Annotated in this window: 12 protein-coding genes and 1 pseudogene; 10 read left to right on the top strand and 3 right to left on the bottom strand. The window is 59.6% G+C overall.

Annotated features, from left to right (window positions below):
- Nucleotides 1-320 precede the first annotated feature (320 nt).
- Nucleotides 321-530 carry a hypothetical protein gene (locus tag AACY49_RS03120; RefSeq protein ID WP_258700298.1) on the top strand — a complete coding sequence of 70 codons (210 nt, stop codon included), beginning with the start codon at nt 321-323 and terminating at the stop codon, nt 528-530.
- 396 nt (nt 531-926) lie between these two features.
- Here AACY49_RS03120 and AACY49_RS03115 read toward each other — a convergent pair whose 3' ends face one another.
- Nucleotides 927-1,193 carry an Arm DNA-binding domain-containing protein gene (locus AACY49_RS03115; protein ID WP_258700297.1) on the bottom strand — a complete coding sequence of 89 codons (267 nt, stop codon included), beginning with the start codon at nt 1,191-1,193 and terminating at the stop codon, nt 927-929.
- Between the two features lie 564 nt (nt 1,194-1,757).
- On the opposite strand from AACY49_RS03115, the gene AACY49_RS03110 reads away from it, so the two are divergent.
- The 9 genes from AACY49_RS03110 (at nt 1,758) to AACY49_RS03070 (ending at nt 12,672) form a co-directional block, all read left to right on the top strand.
- Nucleotides 1,758-2,750: a SphA family protein gene (locus AACY49_RS03110; RefSeq protein ID WP_258700296.1), complete on the top strand. Its 993-nt coding sequence runs from the start codon at nt 1,758-1,760 to the stop codon at nt 2,748-2,750.
- A gap of 55 nt (nt 2,751-2,805) precedes the next feature.
- Entirely contained in the window at nt 2,806-3,987 is a 1,182-nt protein-coding gene (locus AACY49_RS03105; RefSeq protein WP_258700295.1) for an MFS transporter, read from the top strand.
- Nucleotides 3,988-4,022: 35 nt separating this feature from the next.
- The gene (locus AACY49_RS03100) at nt 4,023-5,471 is read left to right on the top strand and encodes a carotenoid oxygenase family protein (protein ID WP_339521577.1); all 1,449 of its coding nucleotides are present in this window, start codon (nt 4,023-4,025) and stop codon (nt 5,469-5,471) included.
- 347 nt (nt 5,472-5,818) lie between these two features.
- Nucleotides 5,819-6,670: a fumarylacetoacetate hydrolase family protein gene (locus tag AACY49_RS03095; protein ID WP_339521576.1), complete on the top strand. Its 852-nt coding sequence runs from the start codon at nt 5,819-5,821 to the stop codon at nt 6,668-6,670.
- A 2-nt stretch (nt 6,671-6,672) separates the two neighbouring features.
- Entirely contained in the window at nt 6,673-7,494 is an 822-nt protein-coding gene (locus AACY49_RS03090) for an IclR family transcriptional regulator (RefSeq protein WP_339521575.1), read from the top strand.
- 21 nt (nt 7,495-7,515) lie between these two features.
- Nucleotides 7,516-9,162: a bifunctional 3-(3-hydroxy-phenyl)propionate/3-hydroxycinnamic acid hydroxylase gene (locus AACY49_RS03085; RefSeq protein ID WP_339521574.1), complete on the top strand. Its 1,647-nt coding sequence runs from the start codon at nt 7,516-7,518 to the stop codon at nt 9,160-9,162.
- Between the two features lie 22 nt (nt 9,163-9,184).
- On the top strand, nt 9,185-10,033 hold the full coding sequence (locus tag AACY49_RS03080; protein ID WP_339521573.1) for a VOC family protein: 849 nt from the start codon (nt 9,185-9,187) through the stop codon (nt 10,031-10,033).
- Nucleotides 10,034-10,106: 73 nt separating this feature from the next.
- Nucleotides 10,107-11,585: an aldehyde dehydrogenase family protein gene (locus AACY49_RS03075; protein WP_339521572.1), complete on the top strand. Its 1,479-nt coding sequence runs from the start codon at nt 10,107-10,109 to the stop codon at nt 11,583-11,585.
- A gap of 88 nt (nt 11,586-11,673) precedes the next feature.
- Nucleotides 11,674-12,672: a helix-turn-helix domain-containing protein gene (locus AACY49_RS03070; RefSeq protein WP_258700288.1), complete on the top strand. Its 999-nt coding sequence runs from the start codon at nt 11,674-11,676 to the stop codon at nt 12,670-12,672.
- Nucleotides 12,673-12,873: 201 nt separating this feature from the next.
- Here AACY49_RS03070 and AACY49_RS31740 read toward each other — a convergent pair.
- Nucleotides 12,874-13,995: pseudogene (locus tag AACY49_RS31740) on the bottom strand (TolC family protein); the annotation flags it as partial.
- A gap of 283 nt (nt 13,996-14,278) precedes the next feature.
- Nucleotides 14,279-14,929, bottom strand: coding sequence for a tyrosine-type recombinase/integrase (locus AACY49_RS03060; RefSeq protein WP_339521571.1), 651 nt, complete (start codon nt 14,927-14,929; stop codon nt 14,279-14,281).
- Nucleotides 14,930-15,230: the final 301 nt, after the last annotated feature.

Raw genomic sequence — 15,230 nt, 5'->3', positions numbered from 1 at the left:
GATCGTATTTTCTCGCTTGCGCCTGCAGGTCTGGACCTCTTCCTACAGAATACCGGTACCAGCCTAGTAGGAAGAGATGACCTGTCAAATCCAGATTCGAATACTTTACAAATGAAGGACGGACGGCCAGCCGGATACTGACCGACCAGACAGGCTTCCCCCCGACGGGGCTCTGCCCCACCAGTTTCGTAGATTAAAAGCTGACTTCCCCCCCCTCAAGAAAACATTCGCAATCGCAATTTTCCAGATCGGTATTAGGCTAACGATCTACGCGCCAGTCGGTGTAAGGCACGTTACCACCATGGAAAAGGATGACATTCGTGAGCACTCCCAACACGGATCGTTTTCATATTTTTGGCGTCTGCACGCTAAAAAATTACTGCCTGTTCGTCGACTACGTGCTCGACGAAATCAAGGATCGCGAAAGCAGTTTGCTGCAGCGCATACAGGAAACACCTGACCCGGCATTACGCGTCTGGCGAGAAACCACACCACTGCAGGCACGGATGTTTTCGAGATCGAATGCGTGAAACACCGGGAAACAGCGCAAGAAGCGGTCGAGTTCTGGCGTGCGTATTTTCAGGGCTTGGCCAAGCTCAGGACCCAAGACCCACGCTGATCAAGCGTTGCCCCAGTATCCCCGTCTGCTACCACATGCACTCCAAAGCCAGCACGCATCGTTGGCACGGCGGATAAATCCCACGATCCAGTTCGGATGGTTTGTATCGAGTGTCGGCGGCCGGATTGGTCTCGAGCCCTCCCTCGACGATGACGTACCGGAAAGTTGATTAACCAAATTCGACACTTCTCCGCCGCCGTCAGCGCACCACGACGTTCAATCTGCACACCACCTCCAGCGCACCCTCAGACTCGACGTATTGAGTCACGTCGACGCTGAAAGACTGCTCCTTAGGTATTTTGCGCGGTCAGGCGCTGGCATTACACGCCTGCCGCCGATGAGCGCGTGGATCGATACCCCTCGCAACATCACGCAGAGCGCGAGCATCTCGCAAGCCAATTTCAGGATAGGTACCGAGAGAAATACGGGGTTGCTTATCCGCCCAGGAAAAGCGGAAGTGCCAGCACTTGGCGCCTTTCGTATTCACGAAAAGGGCGAGGCTGTTGTAGTCGGGGAGGGTGTAGTCCTTGGCGCGGGGTTTGGCGTGCCGGACTGCCGTATCGGTGAGAGCCATCGGACAATCTCCGTCTCGTTTGAATAGAGGAGATTTGTACGGTTTCCAGAGAGGCGAGTCCCACGAAAAAGTGATCTACCAAGCGCCGGATTAATGTACTAAACAATGTACTAAAAACCGTGGCTGCTAGTACTTCCGAGAAGAACTTACTGGAACGAAAAAAGAGGCCGAAGCCTCTTTTTTCAGTTTCTGCAGACTTCAATAGAAGCCTGTAGAACAATAATTGGAGCGGGAAACGAGACTCGTATCTTGTGTCCGACTCATTGAAATTTAAGGGTTTTATTTTCTTGCCGAGGCAGGAAAAGACTTAATCCTGGACTTGTTTTTTGGCTGTATCAAGAGAAAGAAAGGGATTAATCCAAGACACGCTACTGGGTTCTACCTCAAGCCAGTTTCAACTCGCCGATGGCCGCAGCATAGTGCGCGTTGAGCGTCATCGCCCCTATCATGGCACGCTCAGTCAACTCTGGCCGTTGCGCTCAAGCATCACCCACCACCGGGACTTAAAGTCGAAGTGCCAGGGGACATTCCCCCGCTCACAATTCCAAGAATAGAGCCACTTCAATGAGCCTGACCAAATCCCTGCCAGCGTGCCTGGCACTCAGCTTCGCGTCATTTGCCGCCCATGCAGCCGACGGCCCTCCTCCACCTTCCGTAAGCCAACCCAGCGGTATCAACCTGGGCGGCACCAGCTTCTACGACGGGTTTGCGGGGCCACCCGGGCTGACTCACCAGACCTACCTGAAGTTCAGCACCGCCAGCAGCATCAGGACCAACGGCGGCAAGAAAAACGGCGCCTTCGATGACCCGAAGATCAACGTCATCACGATGATCAATCAGCTGAGCTACTACTCACCCGACACTTTCGCGGGTGGGGCACACCTGGGCTGGAGCCTGCTGGTCCCCGTCGTCTCCCTGGACGGCGACTTTGGTGACAACGGTGCCAAGCTCAAGGACAACGCTACCGGCCTGAGCGATGTCACGGTGGGGCCACAGGTCCAGTTCGATCCGATCGTCGACGCCAGCGGCCGGCCGGTTTTCGTGCAGCGCATGGCCTTCGACACCATCCTGCCCACGGGCAAGTACGACAAAGACAAAGACATGAACCCTGGCTCCAACCACTTCTCCCTGAACCCCTACTGGGCAGCGACCTGGATGCCGGCACCCCGTTGGGAAGTGAGTTGGAGACTGAACTATCTGTACAACTTCAAGAACGACGATCCGGCGAGCAGTTCGCAGCAGTTCTTTGAAGGGCAAGCGGTGCGCGACACCCAGTCAGGACAGTCGGCATGGGCCAACTTCACCGCCTCGTACGAAGTGTTCCCGAAGGTCTCGGTCGGCATCAACGGCTACTACTTCCGGCAGATTTCGGATGACAAGGTCAACGGCAACACCCTGACCGACTCCCGGGAAAAGGTGCTGGGTTTTGGCCCGGGCCTGTTCTGGAAAATCACCGAAGACAAAGCCTTCTGGCTCAACACCTATAAAGAAACCGGCGTCGAGAATCGCTCCCGAGCGGATTACCAGGTGCAGGTTCGCTACGTTCACAAGTTCTGATTGACGTGTAGGCCGGCTCACGCATGAGCGGGCTCTTTACTTGAGGTGATGCTTCATGAACGCACTCGACTCCATCGACAGCAAAAAATCACTGGGCGCCATCTGCCTGATGATGGTCATTTCCCTGGGGACGCTGCAGATCCAGCCGATCCTGGGCGGTGCCTTGATCGACCAGCTCGGCCTGCCACTCAATGCAATCGGCGCGATCTTCGCCGCGGAACTCATGGCGATGGCCATCGCCTGCGGGGTCTGCGCCCTGTTCATGGCGAGCGTCGACCGGCGCCGCTTCGCCCTGGTGGCCTTGTTGATCCTGGCATTGGGTAACCTGGCCAGTACACAACTGCACAGTCAGACCGGGCTGGTCATTTCCAGGATGATCTGCGGCGCCAGCGGCGGCGCGGTCATGGCGGTGGTCTATGCCACCGCAGCGCTGCGCACGTCCAAGGATGCGACCTTCGCCGTCATCAACATCGGCAACCTGCTGTGGGGCATGCTGCTGGTGACCTCCATGCCGCTGGTCCTTCAAACATTTGGCGTGAATGGGGCGTTTTCCCTGTTGGCGATCACCAGCGTGCTAGCGGCGCTGGGTTGCTGGAGAGTGCCCAAGCGCTACCCGGACACCCATCGCGCGGCCAATGGCTCGACCCAGCCATTCGGTCTCACCGCCATGCTGTTGATCCTGCTGTTTGCCCTGCTGTTCTTCGGCCACTCGGCCCTGTGGGTGTACCAGGAACGCATCGGCAAGAGCATCGGCCTGGAGCCCCAGCAGATTGGCGGCATCCTCGGCGGCAGCATCCTTGCCGGTGCCCTTGGCGCCGGGCTCGCCGGGCTGATCGGACGGCGCCTGGGCCTGCTGTTTCCGCAACTGTTGAGCTTCGGCACGGCATTGCTGGCGACCTTGATCATGGTCTATGGCACCAGCCCCGTTGCCTTTATCACCACGGCCTGCCTGATCCATATGGTCTGGTTTTTCAGCCTGCCCTACCTGCTTTCCATGGCGGCGGAACTGGACCCTTCCGGTCGACTGGCAGGCCTGGGTAACGCTGCGATTTTCATCGGCCAGGGACTCGGCCCGTTTGGCGCCGCACTGGTCGTGGGCGAGGGACACTTCCGCGCGGTCGGATGGCTGGCCGCCTCAGCCTATCTGCTAGCCTTGGTGATCTCGTGCCTGGTCGTTGCACGCTTTCGCCGCGGCGTGAAGCCATCCGGGCCGGCGATGTCCCCGCAAACGGCCTGAACATGAACGAACCCGCACATTGACGAGATTGCCTGATGAGTATTCCATTCCCTCAAACCCCTGAATTTTCCGGCGCTCTCTACACGCCCAGCCGCGTGGAAGCAGAGGTGTTCGATCTTGAGATCGAAGGCATCCTGCCCGCTTCGATCTGTGGGACTTTTTATCAGGTGGCGCCAGACCCGCAGTACCCCCCCATGCTGGGTCACGATATTTTCTTCAACGGCGACGGCGTGGTCAGCCGCTTCAACTTTGCCAATGGCAAGGTCTCGATGCGACGCCGCTACGTGAAGACCGATCGCCTGCTGGCCCAGCGCCGTGAAGGGCGTTCGCTCAACGGCGTCTATCGAAACGTCTACACCAATGACCCCCTCGCGGCGAAAAACAACACCACCGCCAACACCACCGTTATCCCTCACAACGGCGTCCTGTTGGCGCTCAAGGAAGATGCCCTGCCTTGGGCGATGGATCTCGAAACCCTGGAAACCCTCGGCGAATGGAGCTTTGATGGGCAGATCAAAGCTGCGACGTTCACCGCCCACCCCAAGCTCGATCCGGTGACAGGCAACCTGCTGGCCTGCAGTTATGAGGCCAAAGGCGACGGCACGCCCGACCTGGCCTACTTCGAACTCTCGCCGGACGGAAAGCTGCTGCACGAGATCTGGTTCCAGGCCCCTTATGCGGCAATGGTGCACGATTTCGCGGTGACCGAACGGTACGTGGTGTTCCCGTTGATTCCATTGACGGTGGACGTCGAGCGCATGAAAAACGGCGGTCCGCATTTCCAGTGGCAACCCGACCTGCCTCAACTGTTCGCCATCGTGCCGCGCAACGGTAGCGCGCAAGACGTGCGTTGGTTCAAGGGGCCCAAGGACGGTTTCCAGGGGCATACGCTCAATGCGTTCGATGAGGACGGCAAGGTGTATGTGGACATGCCGGTCACCGGAGGGAATATCTTCTACTTCTTCCCCCAGGCCGACGGCTACGTACCACCGCCTGAAACCCTGGCCGCCAGCCTGATGCGCTGGACCTTCGACCTGAATGGCGCGCAGGAGGACGTTCAACCGCAGCCTCTGACGGAATATCCCTGCGAGTTTCCACGGTGTGATGATCGCTACATCGGTCGAAAGTACCAGCATGGTTTCCTGCTCGCCTTTGATCCTGAGCGTCCTTACAACCCGGCGAATGGGCCGATACCCTTCCAGTTTTTCAACCTGCTGACGCACCTGGACCTGCAAACAGGCCGCACCGACGCCTGGTTTCCCGGCGACAGCGGATGCTTCCAGGAACCCATCTTCATACCGCGCTCGGCGGATGCAGAGGAAGCCGATGGCTACGTGGTTGCCCTGCTCAACCTCATTGCCGAAGGGCGCAGTGAACTGGTCGTGCTGGACACCCGTGACATGGCCAGCGGTCCCATTGCCCGGATCAGGATTCCCTTCCGGATGCGCATGTCGCTGCATGGCTGCTGGGCACCAAGCAATTGATTGGCATCGGGCCCTGATGCCCGTCAATTAAGCACAATCCCTGTGGGAGCGAGCTTGCTCGCGATGGCGGCGGTTCAGTGACATGAGTATTGAACTGGCAGACCTCATCGCGAGCAAGCTCGCTCCCACAGGTTTAGAGCCTTTTGCGCACCTCTCGCGGCCCCTGCCATCTGCGGTGGCTGCCTGCCTCCCCTCCCTTTGCTCCCCAAGTCCGCCAAAGGGACAGCCTCGCCAAAAAAATACATAAATTCCATATTTTAGGATTTTTGTATAAATCCTGCTTTACAGGATTTTATAGCAAGACTAGATTAACCCTCATTGCACCCTCCCTCTCTCCAGGAGCCTCCATGAAACTCGCAAGCTTTATTGTCCAAGGCCGTAGCAGCTACGGTGTGGTCGAAGGTGATCAAATCATCGACCTGGAATCGCTCAAGCCAACCCTTGGCAGCGATCTCAAACAGGCCATCGGCCACAACCGCCTGAACGAACTGAGCGCTGCGCGCCTGGCAAGCCTGCCGCGTATCCCCTTGGCTGACGTGACGTTCCTGCCGGTGATCCCGAACCCGGGCAAAGTGCTGTGCATCGGCATCAACTACGCCACTCATGTGCGCGAAACCGGTCGTGAGATGCCGACCTACCCCATGATCTTTACCCGCTTCGCTGACAGTCAGACCGCCCACCTGCAACCCATCGTTCGCCCAACCGCGTCCCACAAGCTTGATTTCGAGGGCGAGCTGGCGGTGGTGATCGGTAAAGCGGCCCGCCACGTCAAGCATGCCGACGCGCTGGACTACGTCGCCGGTTATGCCTGTTACAACGACGGCAGTGTCCGCGACTGGCAGAAGCACACCATTCAGTTCGTCCCCGGCAAGAACTTCCCGAACACCGGCGGTTTCGGCCCCTGGTTGGTGACCGGCGACGAGATCGGCGATCCACAGGACCTGGAATTGACCACCCGCCTCAATGGCGAAGTGATGCAGCACACCCGCACCAGCGACATGATTTTCGATGTGCGCCAATTGATCGAATACTGCTCCACCTTCACCGAACTGGCTCCCGGTGACGTGATTGTCACCGGCACCACCGGCGGCGTCGGTGCGTTCCGCGAGCCGCCGGTATGGATGAAGCCGGGCGATCAGGTCGAGGTCGAAATCGCTCGAATCGGCACCCTGCGCAACAGCATCGTGGACGAGCAATAAGCATGGAAAACCTACACACCCCTGACGCCCTGCCCGAGCAGGATGGCGACAGCAAAGGCTCGAGCCTGGAGCGCATGCTGCGGGTACTCGACCTGTTCACCGAACAGAGCCCGATCTGGGCGGTGGACGACATGGGCGGCGCCTTGGGCTTTACCCGTTCGACGATCTACCGCTATGTGCGCGAATTGGCCGAGGCCAACCTGTTGTTCCAGGTCGAAGCCGGGCGTTATGCCCTCGGCGCGCGGATCATTACCTGGGACCGCCAGCTGCGCCTGAGCGACCCCCTCGTACGCGCCGCACAATCGCTTGAGCCCAGCTTCCCGCAGTGGAGCGAACAACAGGTGTGGCTGATCTGCCGGCTGTTCAAGGACCAGGTCGTGTGCATTCACCAGCACGGAGACCTGTTCAGTGAGGTCAGCTACTCCCGTGGTTCGCCCAGGCCGTTGTTCCTGGGTGCGACGTCCAAGGCGATCCTCGCCAACATGACCTCGCGCCAACACAGCCAACTGTTTCTCGACCACCCCGATGAAGTGCGCGCCAGTCAACTTGGCCAGACCTGGGAGGCGTTTCGTCGCTCGCTGCAGCAACTGCGTCGCCAAGGCTATGTGGCCAGCGCAGGTGAAGTCGACGCGGGCGTCTATGGTCTGGCCGCGCCGATTTTCGACGGCGATGGCAAGGTCGTCGGCAGCATCAGTTGCGTGCGCCCGGTGCGAGAACGCGACAGTGCCCAGGAAGAGACACAAGGGCAGCAGATCCTTGCCCTGGCGCAGGATCTGTCACAACGCATGGCTGCGCTCGCCAACCGCGCCAAGCCACTGGGCTGAGCCATCCGGAAGGGAATAACAATGACAACCCTCAAACGCATCAACACCCAGGTCCTGATCATCGGCGCCGGTCCCACCGGACTGACCCTGGCCAACCTGCTCGGCCAAGCCGATGTGGACACCCTGATCATCGACCGCAAGCCGGGCACCGTGACCGAGCCGCGGGCGGTTTCAATCGATGACGAATCCTTGCGCACCATGCAGGCCATCGGGCTCGATGCCGCCGTGCTGCGTGATGTCGTGCCCGGCTACGGCGTGCATTACTTCACCCGGCCCGGCGGTCGCTGCTTCGGCAAGGTCGAGCCGACCGGCAAGCTGTATGGCTTCCCCAAGCGCAACGCCTTTCGCCAACCGCTGTTTGAAAACACCCTCAGGACAGGTCTCGAACGTTTTGCCAGCCTGACGGCTCGGTTCAGCCACGACTTGGTGGAATTCACCCAGGACCAACACGGCGTGTGCGCACTGGTGCGTGACGCCGAAGGACAACTGATGGAAGTCCACGCGGCTTACCTGGTGGCCTGCGACGGCGGCCGTAGCCCGGTGCGCAAGCAACTCGGGATCGAGATGGTCGGCTCGAGCTTCTCCTCGCGCTGGCTGGTGGTCGATACCGACCAGGACGACGACCCCTTCTGGCAGACCCGCGTGTATTGCGACGCCAGGCGCCCGGTGGTGGAAGTGCCCGGCCCTCACCGTACGCGCCGATTCGAGTTCCTGCTCAAGCCCGATGAAACGGACGAACAGGTGCTCGACGAAACCTGCCTGCAAGCATTGCTACGCCCGTTCAAGGGAGACACGCCGGTTTCCATCGTGCGCAAGACGGTCTACACCTTCCACGCCCGGGTCGCCGAGCAGTGGCAGGTGCAGCGGGTGTTTCTCGCCGGCGACGCCGCGCACCTGACCCCGCCCTATGCCGGGCAAGGCATGAACAGCGGCGTTCGCGATGCCCACAACCTGGGCTGGAAGCTGGTCGGCGTGCTGAAGGGAAAAATGGCGGAAAGCGCACTGCTGTCCTACGAAAGCGAGCGTCGTGATCATGCGTGGGCATTGATCAAGTTGGCCTTGAACCTCGGCGTGGTCATGGCACCTGCCACCGTCCTGCGCGCTCGCCTGATCAGTGGGGCATTCGCCTTGATCGGCCTGTTGCCGCCGTTGCGCGATTATTTCCTGCAAATGCGCTTCAAGCCCAAACCCCGCTTCACTCGGGGCCTGGTGCTGACCGAGGGGCAAGCAGGCACATTGTCCTGCGGACAGATGTTCCCGCAACCGATGCTCACCGACGCCCACGGCCAGGAACGCCTGCTCGACGACGCCATAGGCGCCGGCTTCGCCTTGATTCAATACGGCGACCCGACCCGCCAGCGTATCGATGAACTCAAGCATGGCCTCTGGAGCCACCTTGAAGCCAGACGCATCCTGATCCTGCCCGCGTCTGTCCAGGCCATGCCATCGATCCCGGGCTGCACGGTGCTCCAGGACCGTGAAGGCCAGCTCAAAACCCTGCTGGGCGATTCGCACCCGTTCCTGCTGCTGCGCCCGGATCGCTATATCGCCGCGATTTTCGACAAGGCTACCGAAACCCGGGCCGCCGAATCGTTGCAGTCGCTGTTCGGCATCACCGTGGCCCACAGCAGCGCAATCGAGCCGAGCATCGCGCCCGTCTTTCATTAAACCTTCAAGCACAGAGGTGGTTATGCAAACACTCCAGACTTCCACACCTGCACGCCTGTGCTACCTGCACCTGGCGAGCAAGGACGCGCAACGGCAAATCGATTTCTATCGACGGATGCTGGACATGGACAGCCAGGCGCAAGCCGATGGCAGCTGGATGCTCAGCGGCCCGCAACGCGCCATGCTCGTGTCTCCCGCCGACCACAGCGGCCTGCTCGCGGCGGCGTTCGACCTGGGCAGTCAGCCTCGACTGCAAGCACTGCGGGTTCGCCTGCTCGGCAACGGCTGCGTCATCGAAGAGGTCGACTCGCCGCTGCTCGAAACGGGGGCTTTCCTGATCCGTGATCCCCAGGGCCGGCAAACGATATTTGGCGTCGCTCACCCTGCTCTCCAGGCCTCAGGCCAAGGCATGCCCGGCCGCTTGCAACACGTGGTGTTCCAGACCACGGAGCTGGAAGCCATGATTGATTTCTACGTCAACACGGTGGGCTTTACCGTTTCGGACAATGTCGTGGACGAGCAGACCGGCCAACTCACGACGTGCTTCCTGCGCTCGGGCGACGAACACCACACCTTGGCGTTTTTCCGCGGTTCGAAAAACGAGTGGGACCACCACTGTTACGAAACCAACGAATGGAATGACATCCGCGACTGGGGTGATCGCTTCGCCAAGGAGCGCATCACCATTTTCTTCGGCCCCGGCCGACATGGGCCGGGCAACAATCTGTTCTTCATGGTGGTCGATGCCGATCGCAACCGCCTGGAGTTCTCGGCCGAGCTCGAAGTCACTGATGCCTCCCGCCAGCCCGGTGTCTGGGCACAGGAGGAATACACACTCAATTCCTGGGGCCGCGCCTGGATCAGGAGCTGAGCAGTTTTCCCCATCGGCGTTTGCACCTTAATTTCTAAACGAGGCGACCACCTGCCTCCAAAGGTAAAAGACCATGACGACTCAACCGCTCGCACCCTACGTCATCAACGGCGACCAATACATCAACGGCACCTGGCGTGCAGGGCGCTCCGCACGCCGCCTGGACGACCGCAATCCCTTCAGTGGCGAACAATTGCTGGAGATGCCCCTGGCCTCGATTGCCGATCTCGACGACGCCTATCAGGCCGCACACCAGGCGCAGGCAGCGTGGGCACAGCTGCACCCCACCCAGCGCGGCGCACAACTTGAAAAGCTCGCCCAAGTCATCCAGAACCGCCGTGAAGAGATCATCGACTGGCTGATCCACGAGTCCGGCAGCACCCGGATCAAGGCGAGCATGGAATGGCAATTCACGCTGAACCTGGTGCGTGAATGCACGACGATGCCGATGCAGGTTGAAGGTCGGATCCTGACCAGCTACAAGCCCGGCGAACAGAGTTTTGTCTTCCGTGAGCCCTTGGGTGTGGTGGGCGTGATCAGCCCATGGAATTTCCCGCTGTACCTGAGCATGCGCTCGGTGGTGCCGGCACTCGCCCTGGGCAACACGATCGTGCTCAAGCCCGCCAGCGACACAGCGGTGACCGGCGGCCTGCTGATTGCCCACCTGTTCGAAGAAGCCGGCTTCCCCGAGGGTTCGCTCAACGTCGTGGTCGGCGCAGGCTCGGAAATCGGCGATGCCTTCGTCGAGCACCCGGTGCCGAGCCTGATTTCCTTCACCGGTTCGACGGATGTGGGACGCAATGTCGGCCGTATTGCCACCGGAGGCAAACACATCAAGCGCGTGGCCCTGGAACTGGGCGGCAACGCGCCGCTGGTGGTGCTGGATGACGCCGACATTGAAGTTGCGGCGCACGCTGCGGTGGTCGGGCGTTTCCTGCACCAGGGCCAAATCTGCATGAGCGTCAACCGGGTGATCGTCGACCGCTCGCTGTATGCCGATTTCGCGGCGCTGGTAGTAGAGCGCGTGCGCAACCTCAAGACCGGTGACCCTGCCCTGGCGGATACGGTGATCGGGCCAGTGGTCAATCAGAGCCAGCTCGATGGCCTGCTGCGCAAAATCGATGGTGCCCAGCGTGCCGGCCTCAAGCCGCTTTGCGGCGGTCCGGCATCCGGGCTGGTGCTACCGGCCCACGTGTTCGGCGAAGTAGCAGCCGATCAGGAACTGGCCCGCGATGAAACGTTCGGCCCCCTGCTACCGCTGCTGGTCGCAGAAAACGAAACCCATGCATTGGCGTTGGCGAACGCCAGCGAGTATGGCCTGTCCAGCGCCGTGTTCACCCGGGACATGGCCCGTGGCTTGAATTTCGCCCGTGGCATTGTGGCGGGCATGACCCATATCAACGACATCACCGTCGATGACCAACCCAATGCCCCGTTCGGTGGTGAAAAGAATTCCGGCCTCGGTCGCTTCAACGGTCACTATGCCCTGGATGAGTTTACCCGTGCCCATTGGGTGACCTGGCAGCCCGGAGGCCATCACTACCCGTTCTGAGTCTTTGGCACCCTTGATCAGACCCGGATCGGGCAAATCGACCCCTTTGCCCGATCCGTCAGAAAACAATAATAAATAGAGGCGAAAAATGAACCATTTAGCCTGCGTGTCCACCGATCAGGTTGTTCGCTCCGACCGCCTGATGAAATGGAAAGAGTTCATGAGCGATCACCTGGGGCGTACGCCGGACTATATAAAACGGCTGGAATCGACGTTCATCGACCCGTTGCATGACAGCAACTTCCAGGGTCGGCTGGAGTACGGGGACCTGGGCCAGTTGCGTTTCTGTCGAATGACCGCCAGCGCCCATCGATATTCGCGCCACCTGAGCAAAGCGATCGACGCCCTCGACACGCCGCGCATGTTGATCATGCAGGTAGCTGGCGTCAGTCATTTCGAGCAGGGCCAGCAAAGCAGCGTGCTGGCCCCTGACGAAATGCTCCTGGTGGACTGCGGCAAACCTTTCAACGTGACCAGCACGCAAGGTTGCGAACACTTCATCCTGCTATTCCAGGGGGCATCCGGGCAGCTCGCGCAAACCGCCGACATGCACCTTAACGGTCGCAATGGACTGGGGCGGATGCTCATGCACCTGATCAGCGATGCCTACAACCAATACCCCTTGCTGAACAACCATTCGGCCGGGCTGATCGGTGACAGCATCACCGGGCTGCTGGATAACGCGCTGAAGAACAAACAGGAAGAAAAGCAACTCGAACACGACTTCCGCTTCTTCAAGCAAAACCGCCTCAAGGCGTACATCGAGCGCCACCTGGCCGACCGCGACCTGACCATCGAACGCATCGCCAACGCCGAACAGTGCTCGGTGCGCAGCCTGCACCGCGCCTTCCAGGATGAACTGGGGTGCAGTGTCAGCGAATACATCTGGCAGCGGCGCCTGTCACGTTGTGCCGAAGACCTGCGCAACCGGGAACATGCCCACCGCTCGCTCACCGAGATCGCCTACGCCTGGGGCTATGGCAGCAGCTCCCACTTCAGCCGGCATTTCAAATCGACGTTCGGCATGTCGCCTCGGCTATTCCGCGACACCGCGAGTGACTGTCGGGAAAAATCGACGGCGGCTTGAGCCAGTTTCCAATTCCTATGGTTCACCATTCCCCTGTGGGAGCTGAGCTTGCTCGCGATGGCGGTGGATCAGCTGGCAGGGATGTTGAATGTGCTGACGCTATCGCGAGCAAGCTCGCTCCCACAAGGGTGGCTCAGGGGTTCATGGATTCAGTGTTCACCACAAATCCTCTGTGGGAACTGAGCTTACTCACTGCCACATACTGCCGGCATCGAAGATCGGCAGGCTGATGCTCGGGGCAAACGTCCAGGCACCACTGCCGGACTTGAAGAGACCGGACAAGGCCGAACTTGAGGAACCGGCATTGGCGGTCAAGCTGATGCTGGGAAAGAACGCCGCACGGGCGGCGCCGATGTCGATATTGGCCGACTTGAGCGTGTGCTCGGCGGCCAGCACATCGGGGCGTCGTTGCAACAGACTGGAAGGCAGCTCTGCCGGCACCTGCACCAGCGCCGCGGCCGATTCCAGGTACGCGCCCGGTAACAACTCTTCGGGAATGTCGCTGCCCACCAGCAGGCGCAATGCGTTGCGATCCTGCAGGATCTGGCTTTCATACGCCGCCGCGTCGACCCGCGCCGACTCCACGGTGGTTTGCGCCTGGGCCACGGAAAGACCGGAGGAGCCGCCCAAGGCGTGGCTGCGTTGGGTCAATTCGTAGGTCGCCTGCTGGCTGCGCAAGGTCTCCTGGGCCAGGTGCAGGCGCTCGTTGTCAGCCGCCAGGGTCAGCCAGGCCGTGGCCACTTCGGCCACCAGCTCACTGTAGCGCAGCTTGGCGAGCTTATCCCGCAACGCGGCCGTCTGCTCAAGCAACACCATCTGATCGCTGCTCGGCGGCGTCCCCTGCCCTAACCGAGCGTTAAGCGCATCCAGTTGGTCGAGAAACAGCAGGGTAAAACTGTCGCCAGCCGTCTGCGCCAGTGCCTGCATGCGCAGTCGCGCTTCGCGAGCCCGACGCAACGAATCGGCATAGCCGAGGAACTGCTCCAGGTAAACGCTGACGGCCGTGCGAACGGTGGCGTGCGTTGCGCTGTTGGTCGGGTGATCATCGAGTTGCTGATTCAGTTTTCCGATCGTCTCGCGGACTTGCTCCAGGCGCTGCGGGGCGAGATCCAGGGCGAATGCTTTCTCGTCGATACGCGCACGCAGGATCAGGGCCTGGATCGATGATTCCTGACGCGATTGCTCACCGCGCTGCTGCAGCACACCCAGGGAACGAAACGCCGTGAGCGCGACCCCCGGGGTCACCAGCAGCACCAAGCCAAAACCCAACAATAGCTTACCCCCAACCGACAGATTTCCGAGCACGCGATTCAATACGAGCATGTCCAACTCCTCGCACGGTCATGGAAAAACAGCCTGCCCTTGGCGCACGGGATGATCGCTGTGCCGGATCTGGACTCACTCATCTGCCGATACCTTGTTCTTGTTGTTGTGGCGCCCCAAACGCCAACCAACGGCGCGGTGCAGCGCCAACTCTAGTGAGTCGGACCTCAACGACACCAATCGCATCCTGCGTTATGAGCCATCGCAAAGTACGATGGTAGGTATCCGGATTTGCTGCTTGAACGGTGAGTGGAAACCCCTTAGACCAACGGTGCACATGGCTCTATCTCCGTTCGCAATACCTCCCAGGGTTGTTTGTCACTGGCGGCTTGGGAATGGCGACAATATCGAGATCTGCTGAGGGATTGGTCATCAGTCCCTTTTCAACCATGGCATAGCGGAACAATTGGTTGAGCCAGGTCCGGCATTTTTCCGCGGTAGTGAACGCCTGACGACTCTCAATCCTACGCAGCAATTCGATCAAGTGCTGACGAGAAATCTCGGCAATAGGTAGAGGCCCAAGCAAAGGCAAAACGTCTTTGGCAAAAATACGATCAATCTGAGAAAGCGAGGTTTGGCGTCCGAGCTTCAATGTAACCGCCTTGAAGGTTCGCCAGGCAAGAAAGACTGCAGCAAAAGAATTCTCATCAGCAGCCAAGGCAGCGAGACGATCCTCTCTTCGAGCGGCTCGAGGATCGATCCCCTTCGCGACTTGGGTACGCGCATTGTCGCGAGCAAAACGAGCGTCTTTAAGGCTCAACTCCGGATACATTCCCAAGGAGATGCGAGCCGGCTTGCCTAACCAGGTGAAACGAAAATGCCAGCTCTTGGCACCCGTCGAACTGACGAATAGGTGCAAGCCGTCCATATCCTTGAGGCTGTAATTTCTTCCGAGGTTTTTTGCGTGGCGAACAGCCGTATCAGTCAAAGGCATATGTACATCTCCTCGTCTCGATCGATTGAGGAGAGATGTACGGGTTCCAGCAATGCATCATCTATCTGAAAACTGGCACATCCTGAGCCCGGATTTCGATGTACGTTTTGATGTACAAAAAAAGCGTGGCTGGGGGTGGTTTTCAGTAGAAATCACTGGAACGAAAAAAGAGGCCAAAGCCTCTATTTTCAATGACTTACAGATCTCAGTAGACATCTGTAGATCAACATCTGGAGCGGGAAACGAGACTCACATCTGGCGTCCGACCCATTGAAATCCAAGGGGTTTCTTTTCTTGCCAG

The sequence above is a fragment of the Pseudomonas sp. EL_65y_Pfl2_R96 genome (assembly GCF_963970905.1).
Lineage (GTDB): Bacteria > Pseudomonadota > Gammaproteobacteria > Pseudomonadales > Pseudomonadaceae > Aquipseudomonas.
Note: the sequence above shows the minus strand (reverse complement) of the source record. Positions and strands in the feature narration are given on the sequence as shown.